Origin of the sequence: Dyadobacter sp. CY261, from assembly GCF_021440085.1 — a bacterium.
Lineage (GTDB): Bacteria > Bacteroidota > Bacteroidia > Cytophagales > Spirosomataceae > Dyadobacter.
The window spans coordinates 590125-616379 of the sequence record NZ_JAKCPW010000001.1 but is presented as its reverse complement, the minus strand read 5'-3'; the positions used below and the strand labels follow the sequence as shown (position 1 = coordinate 616379).

The following is a 26255-nucleotide window of genomic DNA, read 5'->3' as shown; positions in this document are numbered from 1 at the left end:
CATTGATTGTCATTATCAGAACAATAACTGCCAACACCTGACCATTCATCCACTCACTCACTCACTCACTCACTCACTCATTGACTCATTCACTCATCGACTCATTCACTCATTCATGAAGCGCAGAGACGTTATTAAAAGCCTTACCCTTTTACCGGCAGCCGGTAGTATTATTTCAAAACAATCCCTTTTGACCCCGCGGGATAAACCTATGCCTGCGCTTCATCGCAATGCATTTGTCATGGACGGGCATACGCATGTGATGAGCCGTGAGTTGGTGTTAAAAACCGATATCGGCCAGCGTTATCCGGATGGGACCGTGGATCTTCCAAGGGCAAAGGAAGGCGGTGTGGACGCAATGTTTTTCTCGGTTTATACGCCTGAAAACTATTATCCAGGCAGGTTTGAGACTAAGAATACTTTTCGTGTGGTGAACCTTGCATTAGACCAGATCAGAAAGAATAATTCGATGATCGAGCTGGCCCTGACGGCTTCTGACATTGAACGCATCAATAAAAAGGGCAAAATGGCCGCTTTTCTCGATCTGGAAGGCGGTTATGACCTTTACGGCGATCTTGACCTGCTGCGTGCTCTTTACAAGCTTGGCCTACGCTCCATGCAACTGACCGCCCACAGTACCACGAATGCTTTTATCGATGCCTGCAACGATGTATATACCTGGGGCGGTATTAACGACCACGGGAAAGCGGTGATCAGAGAAATGAACGATCTTGGTATGGTCATTAATGTGGCTCACGCGTCCAACGATGCCATACTTCAGTCGGTGGCTGCCAGCCGTCACCCGGTGATTTACAGCCACGGCGGCTTTTACAAGATTGTTGATCATCCGCGCTGCATTTCTGACGAAGCCGCAAAAGCCATAGCTGCAAAGGGCGGCGTTATTGGTGTCCATTTCGGCAGCCTCTTCAATAACCCCAAATACTGGGCGTGGCAAAAACCTAATAATCCAATCAGGGTTCAACCTAATCCTCAGCCCAAAACGCCGCGGATCCTCAACTCCCAGGTAACGACGCAAACCATTGAGGATGTAGACAAGGAGTTCGCCCGTGAGCTTCCATTTACTTTCAACGGTACCATTCCGGACGAATATTGGATGCACGTCGATCAGCTTGCCAAGGTGATCGACTATGGTGTAAAACTGGTTGGCGAGGACCACATCGCCTTAGGTTCCGATTTAGACGGCGGCCCCGAATTGCCACATGAAATCAAGGACATCAGCGATTTTCCGCAGATCACTATAGCAATGCAAAAACTGGGTTACACCGATCAGCGAATCAAAAAGATTCTTGGCCTAAACTGGCTGCGGGTGATAAGGCAGGTGACCGAGGGGAGATGAGACTAGCCTGTGTTCCGCACGGTCGGTGACTATAAGCCGCATTGATCTTTAACCGCTGGAACGGGCTAAAACAAAGGGGCCTGCCGAAGCAGGCCCCTTTGTTAACCTATTTCTATCATCCTTGGTGGCTTCTGTTTTACTTCTTCTTTTTTCGGGATCGTCAGCATAAGCAGGCCGTTATCATAGCGGGCAACAATGCCGTCGTCATTGACGACATCTTTGGGTAATAAAAAAGTCCGCTGGAATGACTGATAGCTGAATTCCTGACGGGTGTAGCCTTCCTCGCTTTTTTTCTCCCGGTTCTGCCGTTGCGAAGATAGCGTCAACGTATTTCCGTCGAGCCGGATTTGGAAATCGCTTTTTTGCATGCCGGGCGCGGCCACCTCGACTTCAAAATGATCATTAGTTTCCCGGATGTTGACCGAAGGAACTGTGGTACTGGTCGATGAATAATTGTTGTTGCCCCAGTTAAAAAGTTCGCGGCCAAAGAAATCGTCGAACAGCGCCGGGAATGTTTCGGGCCGTAGCCCGTTCCTTTTGATGAGTGACATAATTAACCTTCTTTTTAAAGTTTAACAATGAATTATTGAGTATAACGGATCTACCGTCTGTAACATGACTATCAAACCCGATGCCTAATGCGGCAATAAAGTGCTTCCATATCCTGCAAATGACATTTTTTCATTTTTTGCTGACAATTTTTCATTCCTGAAATGTCAGTTTTTCATCTGAAACCCGACGAATCCTGTGCCAACATATATCACCATTTATCCTGAACGTCATGGACGTGAAGTGTTAGTCCCGATTTTTGTTTTGGTGTAAATGCGGCAGACATGAGATAACTTCATGAATCGGCACCCATTTTTATTCCGGAGCCAATAAGCTCCTGCCACTTCAAAACGAGCCGGTACCAGGTCCGTTGGATCCACCACCAAATTTGCACGGGCAAGGGCGGCTTTCTCCCTATCGTTTCTTTTTCGAGCTTATCTTTTAAATATGTCAGATGTTGCTTTTCCGGCAAATAATCAGCGGCTTTGATTGCCTTTTCATAGCACCAGAGTTGCAAATACTGGCTTTCAGCTTTGTCTATACTTGGATGCGTGCTGAAATACTTAATGAGTTTTATCAAATCATTATAGTTGTGTTCTGCAGAGACTAAGACTTTTTGGGTGAAATAGGCACTGACTCCGTTAATGTAATAATCGGCATTTGTGAACTGCATTACCTTTTTTGGATTGTCAACATATGCCTCGAATCTCTCCCAACTATTTACCAATGAGTCGTTTGCTGTGAAAATGTGCATACTATTGTCAGAAAAGAACAAGGTATCAAAATCATGGTCGGGGATGGTCTGAACAATAGTTTGAGTTCCCCAATCAAAAACCTTGATTTCGGAATCCGTATCGGCAGATACAAAGTATTTCCCATCAGGAGATAGTTGGTAATTAAATAGCGAAAAAAATTTCGACTTATCGTGATCTCCTTCAAGCGTGTATGTCTTCTCCCCTGTTCGCAAATCCCATACATCAATATACCGCGAATCATCACCTCTCAACCCACCTGCCACAACGAATGACCTATCGGGAGATAAAGCCGCGCTAACGTATTCACCTCCATTTTCAAAGGAATCAAACCAGACGGTATCGCTTCCTGACAAAATGAATTTGTTCAAAAAGTTATAGCTGTCAACCACCCCAATCGAACCAGCGATCATTTTGGTTGACTGCGGCAGTCCCTTCGTTACACGTTCGCCAAGGTAACTCGCCGACAAATCCCAAATATGGATTTCATCTAATCCATTTACTGTTAAAAGAAAATTACCGTTTCTTGAAAACCTGGCTTTGGAAACCCCATTGGTGTTTCCCTTCAAGGATAATACCCTGTTTTTTTCGATAAAAGTCCCGTCGAGGAACTGCTCCTGTTCGATAAACTTTCCTCCGCCATCATATAGATTTATTAAATCTGCACCATTGCCTTCCCCGGGCATCAGCATCTTGCGCCCGCTTATATCAAAGCTCAGCTCCTGTACGCGCGCTTCCTCCAAAATCGAAAACGTCGATTCTGATTGATCATTCAAGTCAATGGTGGTAAAATCCTGGTATAGATCCGCATTATGCACCAACCGGGCGTTGCCATACCTCCATGCGAGTAGACAAATTCTATTATTGTCAAGAAAGGCTATATCCTTAAATTTTTCGTAATTAATCTCGTCTTCGGCAACGGAATTCCTGGTGAATGTCAACTTACGGCTGTCCCTTTCAAAAACGAGGGCGATGTCTTCGGTCATAACAAAGATATACTTGTTATCAACCGATATCCCGGTTTTGATGATCCCGCCATCCGCCAGTTTGACTTTCGTTTCAAATATTGCCTTATCGCTATTCAAATCCCAAAGCTTTACCTCTCCACTAACAGCTGCCGATATGAGATATTTGCCATCTCCGGAAGTAGCCATTTGTACAACATTACTCCGATGTCCCGGAAGCGCCCTGAGCGGAACGCCCTTACGCCAGTCCCATACCCTAATGGCCCCGTTCGGCCCGGCGGCGAAAAGGCTTTTATCATCCGGCATTAATGCCGCGACCGAAAAATCGTCGTCCCTGCCAGCCAATATGCGGAATGTCTTTTCATGCTTCCAATCCAATATCCTTAATCGACGACTTTCATCACTAACAAACAGAAATTCCGCATTATTCGAAAAGAATACCTCCTTCACCGTATCAATATTTGAAAACGATTTCGTGTAATGCCTCTCCTTCAATGCATTGCTTAACAGCGAAATCACTTGTGGATGTTCCGGGTTGGCTTTTAATAATTTGTATGCCGCCTGGACCGCCAGCGTCTTATCTGGTGTTCTGAAAGACAAATCTGCAAGTTGGAGGTTCAACAGGTTTTTCTGAACTACATCCAGCTGTCTATTGGCCAATAAGGCTATTCCAATAACCGCAATCCATATCGAAATCTTCAAAGCCTGCGCAACAAACCGGGTTCGCTTCCTTGCCTGAAAGCTTCTCCTAACAAAATCACCTTCCGCTTTTGTAAACCATTGGAGTTGCTTACGAAACGACCATTCGAATGGTTGCCAATCCCATATGAATTGTTCCCAGGATTTTGCCGGCTGGTCGCCGACCCCCAATAAACGGTGGTTATTTGACCACAAAAGATTCGCTCTTTTTCTACCTTTATCATATTCGGTAACCGCCTCGGCCAGATTGTTTCTTCTGACCAGGTTGCCGTCGTTAATGGCAGCAATCCACTCTTTCCGGTTACCGAGGGTCTGGATTACATAATCATGCGCTGGCTCGATAAACTCCCGCTCCTCGTGTTGTTCGGTAGCAGTTTCCTTCCCACATATTATCAATCGATAGTCATCGCCTTCAAGCACGTCTATCAGATCTTTTTTGATCTTGTTCATTTCCGATGTGGCAAAAACCAGTTCGGTCAGATATACACGTCGCGATGTCAACTTACCGGCGGTAATTGAAGTCAAACGGAAGAGGATGTTTTGCAGCATTTCCCGCTTATCCTCCTCCTGGAAACTGTCATAAAGCATATCCAGCTTTCGCCCGAGTACCCCGGAAAGACCACCTACGTTTCTGTATTCTTTGTCTGTAATTTCATGAAACGGATCTTGCTTGCAGAGTTCGAACAACTCGTACAGCACCAGCGAAAGCAGGGGCAATGCGTTCGGGTAATGTAAGAAATCATCAATGATCGTATCGATCAACCGGGCAGGGTAAAAAAATCTTCCCGCCTGCATAGCAGGTTTTATGATAATGTCCTGCAAATTTTCCCTTTGCATTCCTGCCAGCCTCACCACCGAAAAAGGTGCTTCTGACAGATTTCTATTCTTGAAAACCTGTACTTCAAAATCCGTCCTGATCGTACAAATCACGACTTTGCCGGAATCGCTCAGCCTTTGAATGAATTGCTCAGCAATCGGCTCCTCTTGTTCGGGAGTTTGCGAGCCCTTCTGCTCGGAGGTTTGCGTGACAAGTTGTTCGAGTTGATCTATGACGATAACTTCCGACGCGGACAAGAGCACCACATCCAAAACGGCTAACGGGTCGCGTCCCGGGACGACAACCGGGATCAATGCCGAGTCTGGCAACTTCGGGATCAACCCTGCACGAACCATGGAGGATTTCCCGCTGCCCGAGGCGCCTGATATCACGATGAGCTTCATTCCGGTATTCGATGCGCCAGCGATTTCATTGATCAGCCCATCGATCACATCTCCCCTCCCAAAATAGTACTTTTCATCTTTTACATCGTACGTCCGCAGCCCTTTGTATGGATTTGCGACCTTCTTTTCTTTCAGGCTTGCTGGGTTAAAGTTTTTTGGTAGAAACAAAAATGAACCGCTATCATGGCCATTCAATGGATAAAATCCCGAAGTCTGATCGTGGTTTACCCCCCCGGCCGCTTCCGCCAGCCGATGAACGATATACGTTTGAACTTCTTCCAGTACAGTGATACCGTCACCATTCAGGTCAGCTTCTCCCTGCAAGGCTTGCAGGAAATAATGTATAAAAGGCGAGTTCCTGCGACGTTCTTCCCTGGAACCAAGAATATCGAGGGCCTGCTGATCATGAGAAGATGAGGTAAAAACCTGACGGACCTTGTGCCTGGTGTAAAATTCATATTGCTGCCGAAACAGCTTTCCATCCTGGTCGGTTCCCAACCCACGATGGGTACTCTGCGCAGCCCAGCGGATCATTCCGGCAAAGCAGCAGTCAAGGATCAGCAACACCTGCCTGGCGCGCAATCGCGCGATGGTGCCAAGCAACTTCTCCATACTGATCGACGTCTCTGCCAAGGTATTTATTCCGTTTGCCCGGTGCACGGCATCGCCAGGCAGAATATATCCGCTCATTCCGGTTTCGCTATCCAATGCCACACCATGGCCTGCGTAGTATATCACTACCTGCGTTTCCGTCTCGTCGGCATTCGCCAATGTCCGTTCCATTTCATCAAGAAAGGACAGTAGCTCCTCCCCCGTCGGGTCGGCGGGACAGTGATGAAGAACAAAACCACAAAGTTCGTGCAGGACAGCACCTAAGTCGGCAGCATCCCTGGAAGGTGTGCTCAGGGAGGGAATGTCTGCACTTTTGTAGTTTTCTACGGCTATCAAAAATGCATGGCGGTTACGAAAAACTGACATAGAGGTAGAGTTGAGGGGTATAAGTTAGGGCGGTGCAATTGCTACTTTGCCGTTGCTAATAAGGCTGAATTCATCCGGATTTAACACTATTTAGCCACGTTTTTTCTGTCACAAAGCGGAAACATGCGTGGCATCGTGTCGGATCTCCATATACGTCTACTTTGGGCGTGCCCGATAAAACTGCTAATGTATTCGACGGTTAGCGCAGGATGCTGATGCTGCTGGCCGTGGCGGCTGGCTCCGAGCATGATGAGCGTGAATGTTTGTCAGTTGCAATCTTACAGTTTCTCCGGTAAACTGTAAGATCTTCCGGCATTTTGCTTTTTTAAATAGGCCATTAGCGGTGCGAAGTATTCAACCATCGGTTTGGCACTCATCTCGCTACCAACAGATTTTTTCAAATGTTCCCGCCAGTCGACCGTGGCACCCGGGCGCATTAGTGTTCGTAAAAAATCTCCTGCTGGTTTGCTACCCCAATAGTTGGTAGCGTGCGGGTCCTGTCGCAGGATATTTTTGGCAATGTGATCATGTACCTGAAACAACAGGATATTGCTTATTGAGTAGTCATAGTATTGTGCCGGATCGTCATTGATGTGGGTTTTGGTTGCAGCATCACAGTAGCCGTCTGCATCCTTGCGCTCATGCGGCGGCACGATGCCCTGGTATTTTTTTACCAATTCCCACCACTTTGCATTGTATTGGTCTTTGGGCAGATGGTTGGCATAGAGCTCGTATTCAAAACCGGTCATCACGCCACTGCCCCAGGGGATGTTGACTACATAAGTCAGGGCTTCACCCAACAGTTTCAAAGTGTCGTTGGTCGCAACCCCGTTTGCGATGAGCCCCTGATTTTCCAGAAGCGGCTTTTGCAGCGAAGCAAGCCCGATCATACTTCCGAATGCTTCGTGAAATCCGCGGTTTGCACCGTTTCGCAACACAACAGGAACTTCCGGATTGGAATATTCCATAAAATAATAAATGTGTCCCAGCTCATGCAATACGGTTGTCCACCATTCCGTATTCGGCTCGACGCTCATCAATGAACGCACATCCTTGTCATAGTTTATATGCCATGCCGATGCGTGATTGTTTTTTGAATACTTGGCGTTTGCAGGCAGCGGATAAAGTGAGGATTTATCCCAGAACGATTGCGGCAGTTTAGCGAATCCCAGGCTGGTCCAGAACTCCTCCCCCTTCTTCGTAATCCATTCCGCACCATTTTTTTTCAGCACTGGGTCGATATTCAATCCTTCCACATTCACCAGCGCACTCCAGTCTTGCCCCCAGCGGTTGGGTAACCAGTCCGCCGGCAAATATTGCGGCACGGGTTGATGGTATTTTTTCGCGAGCTCATACCTGGTCCAGGTGTGCAATTCACGGTATAATGGCCATATATCCCTGATAAAATTTTGTGTCAGATCGATCATTTCCTTCGAGCTCATGCCATACTCGCTCGTCTGGTAAGCAAAATAATCGGTATAACCCAGTGGAGTTACGCAGCCATTACGAAGGGTTTGTAATTTCACCAAACCGTCTTTCAGGGTCTTGCCTACTTCCTTACTGGCGGCCCAGGCCTTGGAATGTTCACTCAACGGCCCCTCGCCTTTTAATATCGCGTCCAGGTCATTGGTGGATACCTTTTTTCCATTCAAAGAATAGTTGAACCCGTAAAGCCTTTCCAATTGTGCATTGGAAGCGTCTATTCTTTCCTTCACGAGCGCCCCAGCCGTCTCGGGATTATTGCCGGCCAGGAACAATATGTATTCAAACTGTTTTACCTGAAGTGGAGTAAGTTCCTCTTTCAGTGCCAGGTATTTTTTTGCACTATCTATATTCGCTGTACTGCCGGTAAATTTTGCAACTGCCTCATCAAAAGCCGCTGCGGCCTTTGAATCAGTGGAATCACCCACCACGATATGCGTATTCAGCCGCCATTGGCCCTCATTGGAAGCAGTACCCAACTCTTTATAATCGCTGTTGTAGGTGTCCAGGTAAGCCTGGGCCTGCGATTGCAGTATTTCATTTCCGGCCGTTTTTTCTTCCGACTTTCCGCAAGCAGCCAAAGCGAATATGAACGAAAAAGCATGTATCAATTTCATAGTCAAAATTGTTCCAAGTAACAGTGCACCTATTTTATCTGTTACTTTAAGATACCTGGCAAAGAAATATACTTTATCCTTTGAGTTCCGTCTGTCTCCTATTCGCCCGCAAATTTTCAAAACCCTACTTGTCTCTCATTCAGAACGAAGGGTCTTTGCCGGATTGAGGCAAGCGACCTTGATCGCCTGAAAGCTTACCGTTGCCAAAGCGATAGATATGGCGGCCAAAGCTGCGGCAGGAACAACCCACCACTGGATCTCGATGCGGTATTCGTACGTTTGGAGCCATTTGGTCATCAGCCAGAAGGTTAATGGGGACGCGAGAATGCAGGCTATTGCGACCAGCCAAACAGGATCGCATTTACATTACTTCCATTAAAGAGAATAACCCCGGGCTTGACATGGCTAAACGGGTTTTGCATCAGCACATTTTTGGTCACACCGATGATGGTCAAAACCTGATCGCCGAGCTTCATAGTTCTGCCGACAGGGTCTTTATATCCGATTAATTTCAATGCTGATTCATTGAGAATTACTGCAGTCGAATCCGTTGCATACCGTTTGTCGAAAGGGCGTCCTGCTATAAATTTTAATCCTACCGCTTTTTCGTAATCCCAGTCTGTCATCACCACATTGATCGTCACGGCACTTCCAGGATCTTTTCCTTCCCAGCTGAAATGGGTAAAATCGTTATTAATCCACGTCATCGCACTCGACGCCTTGGCTACGGAGGCAATGTAGCCGGTATTTAAAAGATCGTATTTAAGCGCGTCATAGTTTTTCACAAGGTCTCCGCTTGCATCGAGTGTGATCAGGTTATCGGGATTGTAGCCAATGGAGCGGTTTCTGACGTGATTGATCCGTTGAAAAATAACGACCGTACCGATGATCAGCATAATGGATATAAAAAACTGCGAGACGACCAGTGTTTTACGAAAGTTTACGGTACCGCTTCCCTGTTGAAGTATTCCTTTTAATACCTTGACTGGTAAAAAAGAAGAAAGGTAAAGCGCCGGATAACTGCCCGCCAGCAAGCCGGTAAGCAGACATACGCCCGATACCGTGGCCCAAAGCGACACATCGGTGAAATCAAACGGGATATTCTCAAACCCAATATCCTTCAGAGAAGGCAACAACAGCCATATCAGCACCAGCGAAAGTGAAAATGCCAGGAAGGTGGTTAATAGCGATTCGGTCAGGAACTGGATGATAAGTTGTCGGCGCTGCGAGCCGATTGCTTTACGGATTCCCACTTCTTTTGCGCGTTTCTCGAACCTTGCCGTACTCAGGTTCATGAAGTTGATGCAGGCGATCAGCAACACAAAAGCACCGATAATACCAAACAGCCGCACAAACAGGATCTGCCCGCCGGTATTCACCCAGTCTTTAAACTCGTCGTACAAATGCCATCTGCCCATAGGATAGAGCGAAAGATGCTGGCTTTTGATATAAGAATCCTTGCCAGTGAGCATCGGGCCTATTTTTTGGGATAACGCTTCCATCGAAACACCTTCTTGTACTTCGATGACGGTTCCGATAAAACTGTTGTTCCATCGCGTTTGGGATTCCCTCACATCGGGATCGTTTTGCACCTTGAAATCAAAAGGAGCAAGATATTCGAATTCCAGATATGGGCTGCGTTGTCTTTGGATGTATCGTGGTCTGCAGAATCCCAAAAACATCCCGCCAGCATAGAGTATATAGATAATCGTTTAAAAATCAAATATTTAATGAATTAATAACGAACAAATGCTGTGCGAAAGTGAACAGCACTTGTTCGTTATCGGGAGGAAGCGGATCTTTTTCCAAACAGAAGGCCTGTATTCAGGATTGGCATACTAATTTTGAATGCAGGTTGATCATAGGTCACCTTTGAATAGCGCTCGCTTATATGCTTAAAAACTACGTTAAAATTGCGTGGAGAAATCTGGTTCGCAATAAAACTTACAGCTTGCTGATCCTGTCTGGCCTCGCGACCGGGATGACCTGTGCAATCGCTTCGTGGCTCTATGTGAACGATGAACTGAGCTTTGATCGATACCACCGCCATGCCGACCGTATTTACAGGCTCAACCTGCACATCAAATGGAGTGAAAACGAGTATAAGCTGGGCATGGCTTCGGCACCATTCGGGCCTGCATTAAAGCGAGAATATCCCGAAATTGAAAACACGTTGCGGGTAAAAAAAGGCGCTCAGCTATTCAAGGTCGGAAACAAATCGCTGAATGTGAAAGACCTCATATGCGCAGACTCGACCTTATTCAAGTTCTTTGACTACCATTTTATCGAAGGCAATGCGGAAAGCGCTTTCAAAGACGGAAATAGCGTAGTGCTTACTGAAAAACTGGCAATGAACCTCTTTGGAAAAGCCAAGGGCGTTACTGGCCGCATTGTGACCGTGAAGGACAACATCCCGTTTGTCGTTTCAGGCATTGTGAAGGAAATCCCCGCTAATCACCATCTGAAATTCGACGCGATTCTGCCGTACACCAACGTGGAGGTGAGCCGCGTGCGGCTTGATAAATGGGACGGGTTCAATACGCTGACCTATATCTTGCTGAATAATAATGAAGCAGCTTCGAAACTGGAAAGCAAATTACCCGCTTTTTACAAAAAATACATCGCAGAGCAAATCGGCGATACGGGCGAGAATAAGGTAAAATTCGCCATCAGCTTGCAGGCTCTGACAGACATTCACTTGCATTCCTCGCATTTAATGGGTGAAGAAAACGGGAGTAATATGAGCTATGTGTACACGTTTTCGATCATAGGGCTCTTCATTTTGCTGATCGCGATTGTCAATTACGTGAATCTTGCCACTGCCAGATCGACGGGCAGGGCGAAGGAAATCGGGATTCGGAAAGCGGTAGGCTCGCAATGGTCGCAGCTGGTAGCGCAGTTTTTGTCTGAGTCGTTGCTGGTAGTATTCCTGGCGCTTCTGATAAGCACCGTACTCCTGCATGTACTCCTTCCGTTTTTTAATGAAATTGCCGGCAAATCGCTGAGCATTGAGTTTTTCGATTTTAAAACTTTGGCACTTTTCTCCGCTTTTGCATTGCTGACCGGCGTGATAAGCGGACTGTATCCTGCATTTATGCTATCGCGTTTCCGCCCCGCGCTTGTATTAAAAGGCATGCCGCTCAAAAGTTCTTCGGGAACGGTCTTCCGTCGATCCCTCGTTGTTTTCCAGTTCTTTATTTCAATGGTGATGATCATCGGGACCATAACGGTGTACCGGCAACTCATTTTCATGCGAAACAGTCAGCTGGGATTTAACCAGGAGCTTGTTATCAAAATACCGTTGCAAAGCCCGCTCCTGGCACGGAATGCAAATACGCTGAAGGAAAAGCTGTTGCGAAATCCACAGATCAGCAATGCAACACTGACCAATGGCTCGATCGGCGATCAACTGAATAATAAAACTACTTTCAGCTTCTATAAAAATGGTGTAGAAAAATCTGTCAGCGCTGAATACTTCGATGTCGACACGGACTTTACCGGCGTGCTGCAAATCAATATCGCAGATGGCAGAAACTTTTCCGCCCAACTGGATTCCGACAGTTCCCACGCGATCCTGGTAAACCAGGCGATGCTGAAACGGCTGGGATGGAACAACTACCGGGAAGGACTTGTAGAAGTCGATGCTGAAAAAGTGGCCATTACGGGCGTTATCAGCGATTTTCATCTTCGTTCACTGCATAATCAGATCGAACCGCTGGTGCTGGTTTTAAAAACCGGAAAAGCGGACAATCTCTTGGTAAAGGTTTCAGGCACAAACCTGAGCGAAACAATAGACGATATTAAAGGCACATTCGGGGAAGTGAATGCGGATCAGCCATTCGAATACGACTTTCTCGACCAGGCGTTTGCCAGGCAATATCGCTCTGACGAGCAAAAAGGCCGATTGTTCCTTGCGTTTTCTGTGATCGCAATCATCATTGCTTGCCTCGGGCTCTTCGGCCTTGCTACGTTTATGGCGGAACAGCGCAGAAAGGAAATCGGCATCAGAAAGGTGCTGGGAGCCTCGATTGCGAGCATCGTGTCGCTGCTTTCAATCGATTTCCTGAAACTGGTTATGGTTGCAACGCTTATCGCCATTCCTGCGGGCTTGTACCTGATGCAGATCTGGCTGCAAAACTTTGCCTATAAAATCACGCTCGATTGGTGGATCTTCGTTTTGTCAGGTAGCCTCTCCATTTTAATTGCCATTATCACAGTCAGCTTTCAAAGTATCAAAGCCGCGCTTACCAACCCGGTTGACAGCATGCATTCCGAATAAGTCCGCACCGATTGTCTTACAGGTAACTTAGCCACCATTGCTCGCGATGGCCTTGTTTATAGCGGTCGAACTTTTTACAAAGTGGATAAAGTGCAAGAATAATGGCGATCCAGATCAGGTAGACGACCGGCAAACTGAAACCGAAGCCTTTCAAATCGACTTCAAAATTGTGCTGGATTGCCGATTCCCAGCCATAACCCGTTAATTGGGCGAGGATCATGCCCAGGATGCGGATGGTGTAAAGATGCAGGATATAATAAAAGAAAGGTACCCGGCCGAAAACGCAAAAAAAGTCGACGAGTTTGCCCCGCCACTTTTCGGAATTGGCCAGAAACAGAAAGGTAAATGTCAATGTAAGCAGCAGATAGCAAAGCGAGGGCGGATATTTGTTAACATTGAAAAACGACATGACTGTCCTGCCGGTCGTATGTAAACGGATCCAAGGCACCGGGTCGCCATAAACGTTTGCACCTCGGATCAGCAAAAAAAGAACTATGCTGCCGAGCGCGATCAGGTTAAAGAGCTTCTGCCGATGCTCCGTTCCAAAAGAAGACTGATAGAACTGTCCGAAATAGTAGCCCAAAGACATCACGGCGATCCAGGGAACGATGGGATAGACAATGGTGAGCGTAATATTTCCGCCCAGGATCTTGGTTGAAAAGACCTCATGCAATATCCCCCACCAGACAGTGTTCAAATGAATACTGTCCAACAAATTATGCCCGGCGATCAGCAACATTGAAATCATGAGAATCGCATTTAGGGGTAAATGAATAAAGCCGGCCAGGGCGATCATGCTCACGCCCAAAACCCAGATCACCGCCAGGTCGATGTTGGTAAACTCCACATTGAGGTACCAGGCGAAAGCAATGATCGTCAGCTCCATAAAAATCAGCCACAGCCCCCGCTTGATCAAAAAAACAGACAAATCCGCTTTCGTCCGGCGCTTGCCCGACATGTATGCCGAAACCCCGGCGAGAAAGCTGAAAGTCGGCGCACAGATGTGCGTCATAATGCGCGTCAGGTACACGGGTAACGTAGCGTGCGCCGGATTGCTGACATCAAAAAACGCCGCCGATTGGTAGAAGTAGTCGCGCGTATGGTCAAGCGCCATCAGCACCATCACAAACCCTTTCAGGAGGTCGATAGATGCAATGCGGGGTTTGGTCAGGGAGTTCATATAGAGGTGGTTTAACAAAAAAGACCGGCTTTGTTAAAGTATATTCATAATGACTTATTGAATGGTAGGCGAAACCACTGCGCAACCATAAGGTATCGGTCCAAAATGCAGTGTGGAATAGTATTTGATTACCGCTATTTCAAAAATTGTGAAGCATGAGCGGACATTCATTATACCTCGGAACCAGCGGTCTGGTTTTGCCTTATAAAAACAGACAGGCCTATCCGGCATCGTTTGAGGGGCGGAGCCGGCTCAGCGTGTACGGTGCATTGTTTAATTCCATTGAAGTCAATTCGATATTCTATAAACTCCCTAAGGCGTCCACAGTGGAGCAGTGGGCAACATCCGTCGGCGACGATTTCCGTTTTACATTTAAACTATGGAAACAGATCACCCACAACAAGGCGCTGGAATTTGACACATCCGATCTGGAAAAGTTCTTTGGGGTTATCAACGGAGCTCAGGATAAAGAAGGCTGCATCCTCGTCCAGTTTCCCGGATCCATAAAATTTCCGTTATTAAAAAAAGTCGATCTGCTGCTATCCGAAATAAAACAGGCTAATAGCCGCAATTGGCCGGTAGCGGTGGAGTTCAGAAATAATTCCTGGTACTGCGAGCAGACTTACGAGCTTCTGAATGAATATGAAATGGGTATGGTCTATCATGACAAGGCAGGTAGCGAGTCGCCACAACCCGAATTGGATGCCGGGCACATTTATCTGCGTTTTCATGGGCCCGACGGAAATTACAAAGGCAGCTACGACCAAGGCCTTTTATTCGAATATGCCGGCTATATCGCAGAATGGCTGGCCGCAGGAAAGGTTGTTTATGTGTATTTTAACAATACGATGGGGGCCGCACTTGAGAATCTGAGAACACTGGAAAAATTCCTTATGGAAGACTTTCTGACTGATTTATCGACTACACAAAACGAAAAAGCTGACGACCGTCATTGACAGTCGCCAGCCCAAAAAACCCACTATAAATTATTTTGCCTTATCAAGTGTCTTGACGTGTTCCAGGTGCGATTTCAACACCGGTAATGTCTTGTCGATAAACGCTTTGATTTCGGGATCTTTTACATTTTTTTGCCCGTCTTCGAAAAGCTCGACGGTTTTTTGATGATCCTTTACCATCTGATCGATGTAAGCTTTGTCAAAATCTTTGCCGTTCTTCGATGAAATATCCGCAGTGGCCTTCTGCATTTCTTCGTTTGGTGCGGCGGGCAGCGTAATGTTTTTACTCGCCGCAAGTGCTTTCAGCTCATTGTTTGCTTTGGTGTGGTCGGTTACCATCATTTCGCCAAACTCTTTGACTTTCGGGTTGGTACCCTTTTGTTTTGCGACCTCGCCGAGCTGTACTTCGGTCATGCCTCCATTAGCTGCTTCGATGGCAAAGTCGGAATCCTCTTCTGCCGCCGCAGTTCCGGTTCCGGTTGTTTCGGCGCTATCGGCCATTGCTTCGTTAGTGCTGTCGGCCATTTCGGTTGTGTCTGTCGAATTGGAACTTCCGCAACTCCATAGCATGGCGACGGTTGCGAATGTGAGTAAGGTGGTTGTTGCTTTCATTTTCTGCTAGTTTGTTAAGTGGTATTAAAACACCATTGCCTGAATTTCAATAGCAATGGTGCGCTCTACTAACAAAAAGCATGCCCGCATGCGATCGCTGCACCCCCATTATCATTACTCAGAATATCGACCTGCCCCGACCCAACGGTCGAATTCCTTCATACGGACGGAATCACCAATCATTTATGGTTTATCTTTTTTACAGTGCATCCAGCGTGTTAACGATCGCAGCTACAAACCCTCTATCGATCCTGGAATGCTCGCCGGATTGATCGATCACCCGGTATTTGTCCTGATCATCCTTTTCGAAAATCAATGTTTTGCCACCCAGGTCGACATGTAGTTGATAGGTGTATCCAAGCGGGACAATCGTGACCGGAAGATCATGGGTAGTACCCGAATATTCAATGGGAAGTAGTATTGGCTCATTCATACCCCAAGTAAGGTGAACGGTCGGAAATTGGTTCCTGGGCAATAAACTCTACGTAACAGCTAACCAATCGGAAAGCCAAAGTGCATTGCCCGCCACGGCGCTGCTGGAATACCTTTTTACAAGGGGTGCGAAATTTCACGTTCACTTCAAGTCCCATGCGAATCACTGCCTATTTCGTTATTACAATCATGAGCTTATCTTCGCTATCCTGCTCATTGAAAGAATCGCCCGTAACACCTGAAATCGATAAGCGGTTTATTAATTCTGCTTCCGATCTGAATCTTTTTTGTATCACTGCCAGCCAGACAGCCCTCACCGCCGCTACATCCACACGTGTCCGGCAATATGCGCAGGAGGTCATTGCAAATGGAGAAACAACAAACCGCGAACTGATTTCGCTGGCCTGGCAAAAAGGGATACAGCTCAAAGACCTGTCCGAAACCAACACTCAAAAAATCGACAGTTTACAGACGAAATCCATCAAAGATTTTGACTACACATTTATGGACATGGCCGTCGACGCGCATTATCAATTGGTCGCACTCTATGAAACTGAAATCCAGTCGGGTAATGACCTTACCGTTAGAAACTGGGCGAAGGGGAAGCTGTCGGCAGTTCGTGAAGACCTTGAAAAAGCGCAGCTGGCGAAGGAAGCGATGTAACGCCGGGTGAATCACAAACGAAACGGGCGGCAAAATATAAAATCACGTGATGGCACCGACTTAAATGATGAGCGGGCGTCCATACTATGCGCTATTTTGAACCCGGATACTGCCATAGTCGATTAAACTGATAAAAATACCTCCTTTGAAATATCTGAGCGAATGCATGGGATGTTATAAATTTCTACTTTTGATAAGATTAACAATGCACCCCAATGGTTACACCCGCATTTTTTAATCAGAGCTAAACCAAAATCACATAAATGAAAAAGGCAATCTACATTCTTCTTGCAGGAGCAGCCGCGGTCGTTGCACCAGTTCGCTCAGAAGCGCAATCGTCCGGGGAGGCTTCCGTCGAAACTAAAAAACCCAATTCGGAGTACAAATCGGCTTTCGCAGGCCAAACGCGTATCGGTGCCGTTACCACCAAAGCTGCTTATGAAGGTAAAGCCCTCACCTCTTCTCTGGAAAGGCCGTGGGGAATTGCATCGCTTCCCGATGGCCGTTTTATTGTTACGGAGAAAGGCGGTACAATGCGCATTGTTACAACCGCCGGGGCTGTTGGTAAACCAATTGATGGCGTTCCTAAAGTGAACAGCGACGGCCAGGGAGGTTTGCTGGGCATTACCCTCGATCCAGCGTTTGCCAAAAACAGGATGGTGTACTGGGCTTTTTCCGAGCCACTGGCCGACGGCAATGTCACTTCGGTTGCCAAGGGGAAACTTTCGGCAGACGAATCCAAGCTTGAAAACGTGACGGTTATTTACCAGGCATTGCCAGCATACAAAGGCAATCTGCATTATGGAGGCCGGGTGAAGTTCGCAAAAGATGGCAATCTTTTTGTATCTACCGGCGAGCGGTCCGACCTGGTAACCCGCCCGCAGGCGCAAGACATTAACTCGGGTCTGGGCAAAGTTATTCGTATTACAACCGACGGAAAACCGGCTGCGGGTAACCCATTCGCCGGCAAGGCCAACGCAAGACCCGAGCTGTATTCATACGGACACCGGAACGTGCAAGGCATTGCGATCAATCCGGAGACCGGCGATTTGTGGGAAACAGAATTCGGCCCGAGAGGTGGTGATGAAGTCAACCGCGTTTTGCCAGGCAAAAATTACGGCTGGCCGACGATCACCTATGGCATTGAATATAGTGGAAAGCAGATTGGTGATGTCATCCAGCAAAAAGAAGGAATGGAGCAGCCTGTTTACTACTGGGACCCGGTTATTTCGCCGAGCGGTATCACATTCTATGATGGAAAGCTAATTCCGGAATGGAAAAACAATCTGTTTATCTCCTCCCTGAGCGGCATGCATATCTGCCGCCTGGTCATCAAAGACAACAAAGTGGTTGGAGAAGAAAGACTGCTTTCGAGTGAGAACCAACGTTTCCGCGACATTACCGAAGGCAAAGACGGTGCTCTGTACGCGGTAACCGATCAGGGAAAATTATACCGGATCGGGAAGAAATAGCCTAGCTGTAAGGATTGATCTGCTGCATTAGCCGGAGGGCGCATTATAGATTTCGAAGAATAAATGTCGAAATCTATAATGCGCCCTCCGGTTTTAAGCGACCGAAGATGATTTATATTACAACAGCTTGGCCAGCGCGCTGACGGCATCGTCGTTCACGAAGTAATTCAAGTGGTGACAGGATATTTTCTGAGGCTTGTCCGCGGTGTGAGCGTCGAATATGCTTTCTATACTGACGGCAATGTCGTTGATCGTGTCCCGATACACCCAGGTACCGATCTGGCCCACCACCTTCTCCATCAACGGTAGTCCCCCGTTCGCGGTCAGATAAGCTTCGAGGTCGCCGCCCACAATGAAGTAGGGAATAGGTGCCACATTTTTTTGATTCAACTTTTTAATAAACTCACTGCCGCTGTCCATTTGTTCCAGCGTATAAAGAACTTGCTTGTTACCCATTTTCAATACAGAGGATAAGAAACCTGTTACCGCACCGACCTGTGGTGGGAAAAACTTGGTCCCGAGTGCCAGGGCAACGGATGTCCAGCTTACGTAACCTGGAATTTTGCCAAATTTGCTTCCTCCGTTGGGCGTCCCCGCCATAATAAGCTTATCGATAAATTGGCTACCGCCGAGGTCTTCGATCAGGTACCGCGAAACCAGGCCACCCATCGAATGCGCCACGAGAACGAGCTTTTTGTCATCGTTTTCGCCGAATCCCAGATTGGTCAATTTATCTTTCAGAATGCCGGCTATCTCTTCAATCGGCGTGTTCAGGTTTTCATAGTCATAGGTCAATACGAGGTCATAACCGCTGTCAAATGCTATTTTGAACGTTTTAGCCATATCCTCCGTGTCGCCGATGATCCCATGTACGAGCAGCAATACATTTTTTGCTTGTTGTACTCTTGAAGCAAGTCCTTCGTCCTTGCGGGTCGCCTCGTCGTCGTAATCCACCCATCTCAACTGGTTCGGGTCGGTTTTCACACCTAATTTGGCGGCAAATTTCAGGAATACCATTCGGAAAGCTCCTCCAAGACTTCTGGTCTTTTCCGATATTTCCTCTGGAATCGAGTGTATCTGAACTTGTAAAAGTCCAGGATCATTGATTGAAATAATACCCATAGGCACAAAGTCCTCGCCGTCGAAGAAGAAAGGCAATACAATTTCCTCGTCATTTTCGGGCTTGATATTGATAACCAGTGGTTCGTCTTTCAAATCCGACGTGTTCCGGATATCAACAACCTCGGCGACGCTCCGGCTTTCGCCTTTGGCGCCCTCTTCGAAGTCCACAATCTGAAACCATGGATTTGTAGCATATGCCTCATTGATGCCTGGCCTGTCGACACCCCGTGTGCCGGACACTAGCGGGGTCCAACCCAGTTTTCCGCGAAATGAAGGGTGTGGTTCGATCGTCACGCCGCCGCCGATGACCAGCGGCTGGGCGCCTACCTCCTTTTCCGCCTTTTTAACCAACCTTATCGTCACAGCTTTCGTGAGCCAGTCCGATTTCGTCGCTCCGACTCCTTTCGCCTGGAGAAGTCCTCTGCCTGCCGAAGGCGTCACGACAGCTCCTATTTGCAGCGGTTGCTGAACAAAAAGGCTGCTATCTATGGCTTCGGTAGAAACGATCAGCTTCAATGTATCGATTTCTTCCTCGCTATTCAATGTAAAAACATCGTTCGTTAGCACCACCGAGCCGCCTTGCGGAACGGGCTGAGCGTCCCTGAAAATAACGATTACACCATAGTCAGGCGACAAATATAGCAGGCTGACATACAACTTTTGGGTCGCGTTATTGGTAAAATTGACCTTAAAAGGTATGTTCGTACCATCGTGGTCAAGCGTGATTAATGGCCCTTCAAAAGCGTTGGTCTGTGCCCCCTCCGAAACCTCCACTTCGAATTTGATCTGGTCCGGTCTGATGCCGGATTGCTTATTATGCAAATCCATCAAACGTTGCCATCGGGCCAGCGTTTGCAGCACATTCAATACCTGGGCCGTGGAGAATTTATCGGTTCCCGCTACCGTCTGAACCCGCTCTCTGTTCGCCGTTTTATAGATGGCGACGTTCCCATTTTCGATTTTAAGTTCAAACAATGCGGCCTGCGGGATGTCGGTAAGCAAAACGCCCGACTCCGATGCCGCCGTCACAGTGTCGTTCATCACCTGCTTAACCGCATCATCCCCATAAACAAAAAATGGCGACAATCTGAGAAATTCGGGCTCGCCCCAATAGGTCTTGCCGGCATCCAGCGGAAGCGCTCCTGTATGTAATGTGCTTTCCGTCACATTCACGGCGTCGAGACTGGCCTCACCAACCAACTGACCTTCCACTACGGAGTCGTAGATTTTTACTTCGATAGGCTCGCCAACCTTCTCCTCTATCCCCATTCCGGCCCCGAGATCAATTGTCCATTTGTTATTCGCCTTCTGGTATACCCGGTATCTTCCCAACCGCCCGCTTTCGACGTTTCTGCCAAGAAAGCCCTGCCTCAAATCGAAGATCCCAAGAGCCTCCATTTGTGGCGTCTGGTTTTTCAAAGCTTCCTTGATGAAGGCCCGGACCTGTACAAAAAGATCGGCATAGGTAACCTGGCCACCGCTTTTACTGAGCACGGAGATCAATGATTGAGTAAACTGTCCGTGTCCGTTAGATTCCCAGGCACGTTCAATGCGGTCGCATGCGGCCAGCAATAGGTGATCCGAGGAAGGTACCTTGAGATTACCTCGTCGCAAGTATGCCCCGTCCAGGTAAGATCCAAGATTTCGGGTTTCGGTAGTCCCTTTCTCGAAACGGGCCTGCATTTGAAGAAACTGCTCTACCTCTCTCGTCACAGACCCGGAATGGCATGAATCCGCAATCACCACGATCTTCGGGTTTTTCGCACTTACCTCTTCCAGAAGTAGCGCAATTTCCTTATCCGCCAGGTCGTATTTTCCGGGCTCCCGGCTGTCGTAGAGCACCCAGGTCTGTTCTTCTCCGTCGATTGTTTCTGCCTGGAACTCGGCGGCGGTAATGCCCGTTGACCCGTGCCCTGAGTAGTACACCACCGCAATATCGTCGGGGCCGGCCTGTGCCAAATGTTCCCTGAACCCCTTAACTACATTAGCGCGCGAGGCGTCGGCGTTCGTGAGCACAAGGACCTGCTTGCTATCAGGAATAAGATCTCCATAGTTTTCGGTGAGAAATTTCCCGAAATCAGCCACATCATTCACACATCCGTTTAAGGCTCTGATCGACGGGCTGGAAGAGGGACTGTACTCATTAATGCCTATCAACAATGCAAAAATTTTCATAGGATCTTTGGTTGAGGGATTGAAGAAGGATTGCTAAATATGACTGCTGCCGCCAAATGTACAAGGTAGGTGCATTTCCCCTGAAATTACCTTTCTACGCTATCAAAATCTAACTTCTTTATTTCTTACTTATTGAACGTAAATAACGTGCTTAATACTGCTAATGCCGCAGAAAGCCGCTTAATAAGTTCTAGATTATCATCAATAATCAGCTCAGAAAATTGGCGATCTTGAATCATTAGTCAAAGCAATTCTCATTACTATGGGCCTCGGCATTACTACCCTCACGGAGAAGAAAAAGAGACGGAACCACCTTGTTCTGATCGGCATTGATAAATACGAAAATTTATCTCCGCTGACATTTCCCGTATCAGATTGCCAACGGTTTTATTCGGTTCTGAAAAATTTTTATGGATTTTCAGATAACGACCTTATTATTAAGCCATTATTCAACAAAGATGCATCTGTTGCTTTTCTCTTTGATGAAATTTCCTACCTGGGAGGAAAAAATGAAAAAGGAGAAGCAAGGGTTAAGTCGGACGAAAACCTGATCATCTACTTTTCCGGTCATGGCCACTTTAGCAATAATGAAGGATATTGGATTCCTTTCGATGCCCCGGATCCTTTGAACTGCACACCATATGTGATCAAGCAAACTCTAATTTCTGTCAGCGAGGTGATCAAGATTCTTTCTACTATCAAAGCCCATCATATTGTCCTTATTGTAGACGCGTGCTTCTCGGAGAGTTTTACTGAAATGGAAGTCGACATGCCACAGCAAAGTCAAATCGCGAATGCCGAGGATATCCCTTCCAGATGGGTGCTTACCGCTGGCCGCCACGGTCTAGTTCCAGACCCAAGTCCGTTCGCTAATGCTTTGGTTACGATCCTAAGCCAGAATCAGAGCAACCACATTTCAATCAATTTGTTGGGGGCGCAATTGACTCACGCAGTACGAAATGCAAACCAACCGGTTCCCAAAAGCAATCTCATCATTGAGCCTATGTGCAAAAGTTTGGTAAACACAAATAAGCCGGGTGAATTTTTCTTTCATCGCGTGGTCAATCAGTCGCAAAAATCGGTCGGACTTGATTTAAAATCCCTTCTTAACGCACTTAGGTCTGGAACAAATAAGCACTTTGATCTATTGCAGACAGGCCGTTTTAAATATTTATAAATCCAGAAAATTTTACCGCTCACATGGGAAACCAGAGATATTTAGATGTTCAGGTAAGAACAGAAGATCAAGTTACATCCCTTGCACAGACCCTCACTACTTTGTGGAAAACCACAAAACCGCATACGATTCTTTTTGGCAACGGAGGAATGGGTAAAACGATGTCCCTGCTTTTACTGTGGCAAGAACTATTGTCACACAAAGATGGCCCGATCCCAATTTTCATCCCGTTAAATGACTATAACTCGGTATCTGAGTCAGAGCGTGAGGATTTTATCCTCCGGTATATCTGCAGAAATCATCTCAACATAACCGAATCGCCTCCACAAGTCATTGACTACTTAGAAACCGCTACAGAGAATATTGATGCAATGGGGGCACTTTCGGAAACTATCAAAGCACTTTGGAAGCTCTTCAAAACTCCTAGCGATAAATCCCCAACTATCATCCTGCTTCTAGACGGGTTGAATGAAGTAACAGCCCCAAAAAAGTTGTTAATGAAAAGCCTGAACGACCTCGCATTGCGGGCAGAGAGTATGCAAATTGTTTTATCATCTAGATATAAGCAAATCGAAAAACTCGACCGGGTGTTCGACCGGTTTTCAATCGCAGAAATACTTCCGTTGCCGAAAGAAGTTATTGAAACATATCTCAGCCAAAACGGGCTCTCATTGCCGAAAAACGAAGATTTGATCCGGCTGTTTGCTAACCCGATGATGCTTACCCTATATGCGGGAGCCAACAGCATCGCAACGAAGTACAGGCACGACGATCATTTCCAATTCAAAAAAGTGACCGCATACGGTGAGCTCATGTGGAACTTCAATGAAGCCCAGCTCGCACAACTTTCCGAATCGGCCAATGATGCCGACGTTCTTTACCAAACTTTTCTCCTTCGTGTGCTGGTCCCATACATCGCATACCGGATGGAGGACAAAGGAAGATATGCTATAACGATCCGCAAGCTGGCAGATCCCGCTTTCAATTTCAAACTCATACTTGACGAGGCCTTTGCCGACCTGAACACAGAAGACCTTGCCGAAATCTATCCTGCTTTTGCGGGAAACAGAAAAAACCTGGGACTGGGTATTTTGGAGGATCTGGATCAAAAGGAGCAACGTGCAGCCAGAGTAACGCAATTTTTGATCGAACGCCTTCGCGTATTGGTCATGGAAGGCGATGATCTCCGCTTTCTACACCAAAATTTCCGTGACTTCTTTGCGGTATGCCATATACGTAATATGACTGAAATCGCATTGATGAAAAAGTCCCTTCCAGCGGTGTTCATCAAAAATGACATACCCGTTTACCTGCGCCGGATGCTTGGCGAAATCGAAGGCGAACATCATGTGGTTCCTTTCTGGAACCTGGAAAAGCAGCGTCTTGAACTTCCTGAACGACAAAATCTATTGTCACGCCTGATGGCCTTGTGCAGGACTACCACGGGCATTGCTGCCAGCGAAATGGAGCGGGCGTCGGTGGTTCGCAACATTCTCGCCATCTGGCTGGATTTGCGCCGAACCCTGGCCGGTGCGGATTTTACGGATCTGGATCTCCGCCAAATTCAGTTCAATGGGTTACCGTTGACGCAGCACCATGGTAGTGTTTACCTTCCCGCCCGATTCAGAGGCAGCATTCTGGACGGACAGGCCTTTGCTTTTGATGGACATTACGGACAAATTAACCAGGTGCAATACAGCCCCGACGGCAAAAAGTTATTAAGCGCGTCGGACGACCGTACTGTCAAAGAGTGGCTTATCTCAACCTGTAAGCTCTTACAAACCTTTTCCGGGCACGCGAACAAGGTCGCTTCGGCCTGTTACAGCGCCGATGGCGAAAAAGTACTTTCCGCATCGTTTGACGGAGAGGTAAGGGAATGGTCCCAGAAAACCGGGGCTTGCCTGGCGACCTATGATCACCTACTTATAAAAGTCAACAATGCCATATATTCGCCCGACGCTACCAAAATCCTTTCCTGTGCAGACGATAAACTCGTGCGGGAATGGGACATTGCAACCGGGCAATGCATCAAAACGTACGTCGGCCATACAAAGAATGTCTCCTCGGCTAGTTACAGCAAAGACGGGCTTAAAATCCTCTCCGCCTCGGCCGACGCGACGATCAGAGAATGGTCTGTTGGTACCGGCGAATGCCTGAGAACACTCACAGCCCATATCAAGAAAGTCAACAGCGCTTGTTACAGCCCAGATGAAACGAGGATACTTTCCACGTCCGAAGACAACACCATCATCGAATGGAATGTGGACACTGGGCTACCGATGAATCACTTCAAAGGCCATTCGGCCCAGGTAACAAGTGCGATTTACAGCTCCGATGGCCAGCGGATATTTTCAGCTTCGAAGGATAAGACGATACGGGAATGGTCTAGCCAAAGCGGCAATGAAACCCGCACGTATCCCGGGCATACCGATAAGGTGAACTTTCTCGCCTTTTGCCCCGATAAGCCCCGGATAATATCCGCCTCCGACGATAAATCTATCCGTGAGTGGAATGTGGAAACCGGTATACAGCTTTCCGCGATCAAAGGACAATCGGATTGGGTGACTGGCAAATGTGCTTTTAGCCCGGATGGAAAAAAGTTACTGACGGTGAACTACGACAGGACTTTCGGTGAGGTCGACATTGCAACAGGCATCTCTTTACAGACTTTCCGCGGACATGACAAATGGCTGCAAAGAGCGAGATATAGTCCCGATGGCACCAAAATAGTCTCTTCATCGGACGATCTGACGATCAGGGAATGGCTGGTCGAAACCGGTGAATGCATCCGCATTTACCCTGGACACCTTTTGAGTGTGGAAGACGCGGTTTTCAATGCCGACGGCACCAGGATCATTTCTCGCGATTTCGGTGACAGCTATGGCGTATGGTCTACCGAAACAGGAACCTGCCTGGAAATTACCAACGACCCTGCTAAAACCGCGCTACTTCGTTCTGAAATGGAACAGCTCATAGCAGCAGCTGCCAAACCCTATCAAGTGAAGAGCAGGTTTGCAGGAATCACTGTGAAAGACGCCACCTCCCAACTTGTTATGACATTCAATAACGTCTCGGGATTGCTGGTGCAGGGTTGCGATTTCAGACATATCAGCCCGGCTTCGAACATTTCCGACGCTGTAAAGAAAAACCTGCAAACTTATGGCGCAATTTTCAGCGACAGCGACGAGGTAACCTGGGCGAATGCCAGGGGTTGACCTGGCCATCCCCGCCATTGTTGGTGTTGTCACCAACAAACCGCAGGAACGCCACCCATGGCGGATTTATTGGTGATAAATCAACAACTGCCGGAGGAAGCAGTATTAATGGTGATAATCAACAACTGCGGGAGGAAGCAGTATTGTTGGTGATAACACCAACAACGGCGGAAAGAGAACCCGCTCATTTACAAACAGTTTTGCCGGTTAATAAGTCTGAAACAAAACATTATCAAGTCAAAGTATTTCTGGATAAATTCCCTAACTATTCAGAATATTCACCTGCCCCGCTAATTCCGAAACGGTTAATCAACCGAATAAAAAACTGAAAGCCAGTTCCCGAAAGGAAATC

Annotated in this window: 17 protein-coding genes; 8 read left to right on the top strand and 9 right to left on the bottom strand. The window is 47.3% G+C overall.

Annotation, left to right across the window (positions count from 1 at the left end; translation table 11 throughout):
- The first annotated feature begins 115 nt into the window (after nucleotides 1-115).
- Complete coding sequence (locus tag LZD49_RS02540) at nucleotides 116-1357, top strand: dipeptidase (RefSeq protein ID WP_234665743.1); 1242 nt, start codon at nucleotides 116-118, stop codon at nucleotides 1355-1357.
- A gap of 101 nt (nucleotides 1358-1458) precedes the next feature.
- On the opposite strand, the gene LZD49_RS02535 is transcribed toward LZD49_RS02540, so the two are convergent.
- The 5 genes from LZD49_RS02535 to LZD49_RS02515 all read right to left on the bottom strand — a co-directional run bounded on the left by LZD49_RS02535 (nucleotide 1459) and on the right by LZD49_RS02515 (nucleotide 10194).
- A complete protein-coding gene (locus LZD49_RS02535; RefSeq protein ID WP_234665742.1) occupies nucleotides 1459-1908 on the bottom strand; it encodes an Hsp20/alpha crystallin family protein in 450 nt (149 codons plus the stop codon).
- A gap of 293 nt (nucleotides 1909-2201) precedes the next feature.
- Nucleotides 2202-6521 carry a caspase family protein gene (locus LZD49_RS02530; RefSeq protein ID WP_234665741.1) on the bottom strand — a complete coding sequence of 1440 codons (4320 nt, stop codon included), beginning with the start codon at nucleotides 6519-6521 and terminating at the stop codon, nucleotides 2202-2204.
- Between the two features lie 278 nt (nucleotides 6522-6799).
- Entirely contained in the window at nucleotides 6800-8620 is a 1821-nt protein-coding gene (locus tag LZD49_RS02525) for a M2 family metallopeptidase (protein ID WP_234665740.1), read from the bottom strand.
- A 135-nt stretch (nucleotides 8621-8755) separates the two neighbouring features.
- Nucleotides 8756-8917 (bottom strand): hypothetical protein, encoded by a 162-nt coding sequence (locus LZD49_RS02520; protein ID WP_234665739.1) that lies wholly within the window; start codon nucleotides 8915-8917, stop codon nucleotides 8756-8758.
- 35 nt (nucleotides 8918-8952) lie between these two features.
- On the bottom strand, nucleotides 8953-10194 hold the full coding sequence (locus tag LZD49_RS02515; RefSeq protein WP_234665738.1) for an FtsX-like permease family protein: 1242 nt from the start codon (nucleotides 10192-10194) through the stop codon (nucleotides 8953-8955).
- Nucleotides 10195-10511: 317 nt separating this feature from the next.
- Between LZD49_RS02515 and LZD49_RS02510 the strand changes: the two genes are divergently transcribed.
- Nucleotides 10512-12899 (top strand): ABC transporter permease, encoded by a 2388-nt coding sequence (locus LZD49_RS02510; protein ID WP_234665737.1) that lies wholly within the window; start codon nucleotides 10512-10514, stop codon nucleotides 12897-12899.
- A 16-nt stretch (nucleotides 12900-12915) separates the two neighbouring features.
- Here the strand turns inward: LZD49_RS02510 and LZD49_RS02505 are convergent, their stop codons facing one another.
- Nucleotides 12916-14079: a DUF1624 domain-containing protein gene (locus tag LZD49_RS02505; protein ID WP_234665736.1), complete on the bottom strand. Its 1164-nt coding sequence runs from the start codon at nucleotides 14077-14079 to the stop codon at nucleotides 12916-12918.
- A gap of 155 nt (nucleotides 14080-14234) precedes the next feature.
- On the opposite strand from LZD49_RS02505, the gene LZD49_RS02500 reads away from it, so the two are divergent.
- Nucleotides 14235-15035 carry a DUF72 domain-containing protein gene (locus LZD49_RS02500; RefSeq protein WP_234665735.1) on the top strand — a complete coding sequence of 267 codons (801 nt, stop codon included), beginning with the start codon at nucleotides 14235-14237 and terminating at the stop codon, nucleotides 15033-15035.
- 30 nt (nucleotides 15036-15065) lie between these two features.
- On the opposite strand, the gene LZD49_RS02495 is transcribed toward LZD49_RS02500, so the two are convergent.
- Nucleotides 15066-15647 carry a DUF4142 domain-containing protein gene (locus LZD49_RS02495; protein ID WP_234665734.1) on the bottom strand — a complete coding sequence of 194 codons (582 nt, stop codon included), beginning with the start codon at nucleotides 15645-15647 and terminating at the stop codon, nucleotides 15066-15068.
- A 199-nt stretch (nucleotides 15648-15846) separates the two neighbouring features.
- Complete coding sequence (locus tag LZD49_RS02490; RefSeq protein ID WP_234665733.1) at nucleotides 15847-16080, bottom strand: hypothetical protein; 234 nt, start codon at nucleotides 16078-16080, stop codon at nucleotides 15847-15849.
- Nucleotides 16081-16268: 188 nt separating this feature from the next.
- On the opposite strand from LZD49_RS02490, the gene LZD49_RS02485 reads away from it, so the two are divergent.
- Complete coding sequence (locus tag LZD49_RS02485) at nucleotides 16269-16742, top strand: DUF4142 domain-containing protein (RefSeq protein ID WP_234665732.1); 474 nt, start codon at nucleotides 16269-16271, stop codon at nucleotides 16740-16742.
- 263 nt (nucleotides 16743-17005) lie between these two features.
- The gene (locus LZD49_RS02480) at nucleotides 17006-18214 is read left to right on the top strand and encodes a PQQ-dependent sugar dehydrogenase (RefSeq protein WP_234665731.1); all 1209 of its coding nucleotides are present in this window, start codon (nucleotides 17006-17008) and stop codon (nucleotides 18212-18214) included.
- A gap of 117 nt (nucleotides 18215-18331) precedes the next feature.
- On the opposite strand, the gene LZD49_RS02475 is transcribed toward LZD49_RS02480, so the two are convergent.
- Entirely contained in the window at nucleotides 18332-21511 is a 3180-nt protein-coding gene (locus LZD49_RS02475; protein WP_234665730.1) for a caspase family protein, read from the bottom strand.
- 262 nt (nucleotides 21512-21773) lie between these two features.
- Between LZD49_RS02475 and LZD49_RS02470 the strand changes: the two genes are divergently transcribed.
- From LZD49_RS02470 to LZD49_RS02460, 3 genes are all read left to right on the top strand, one after another.
- Nucleotides 21774-22688, top strand: coding sequence for a caspase family protein (locus LZD49_RS02470; protein WP_234665729.1), 915 nt, complete (start codon nucleotides 21774-21776; stop codon nucleotides 22686-22688).
- Nucleotides 22689-23185: 497 nt separating this feature from the next.
- A complete protein-coding gene (locus tag LZD49_RS02465; protein ID WP_234665728.1) occupies nucleotides 23186-25903 on the top strand; it encodes a WD40 repeat domain-containing protein in 2718 nt (905 codons plus the stop codon).
- A 26-nt stretch (nucleotides 25904-25929) separates the two neighbouring features.
- The gene (locus LZD49_RS02460; protein ID WP_234665727.1) at nucleotides 25930-26232 is read left to right on the top strand and encodes a hypothetical protein; all 303 of its coding nucleotides are present in this window, start codon (nucleotides 25930-25932) and stop codon (nucleotides 26230-26232) included.
- Nucleotides 26233-26255 lie beyond the last annotated feature (23 nt).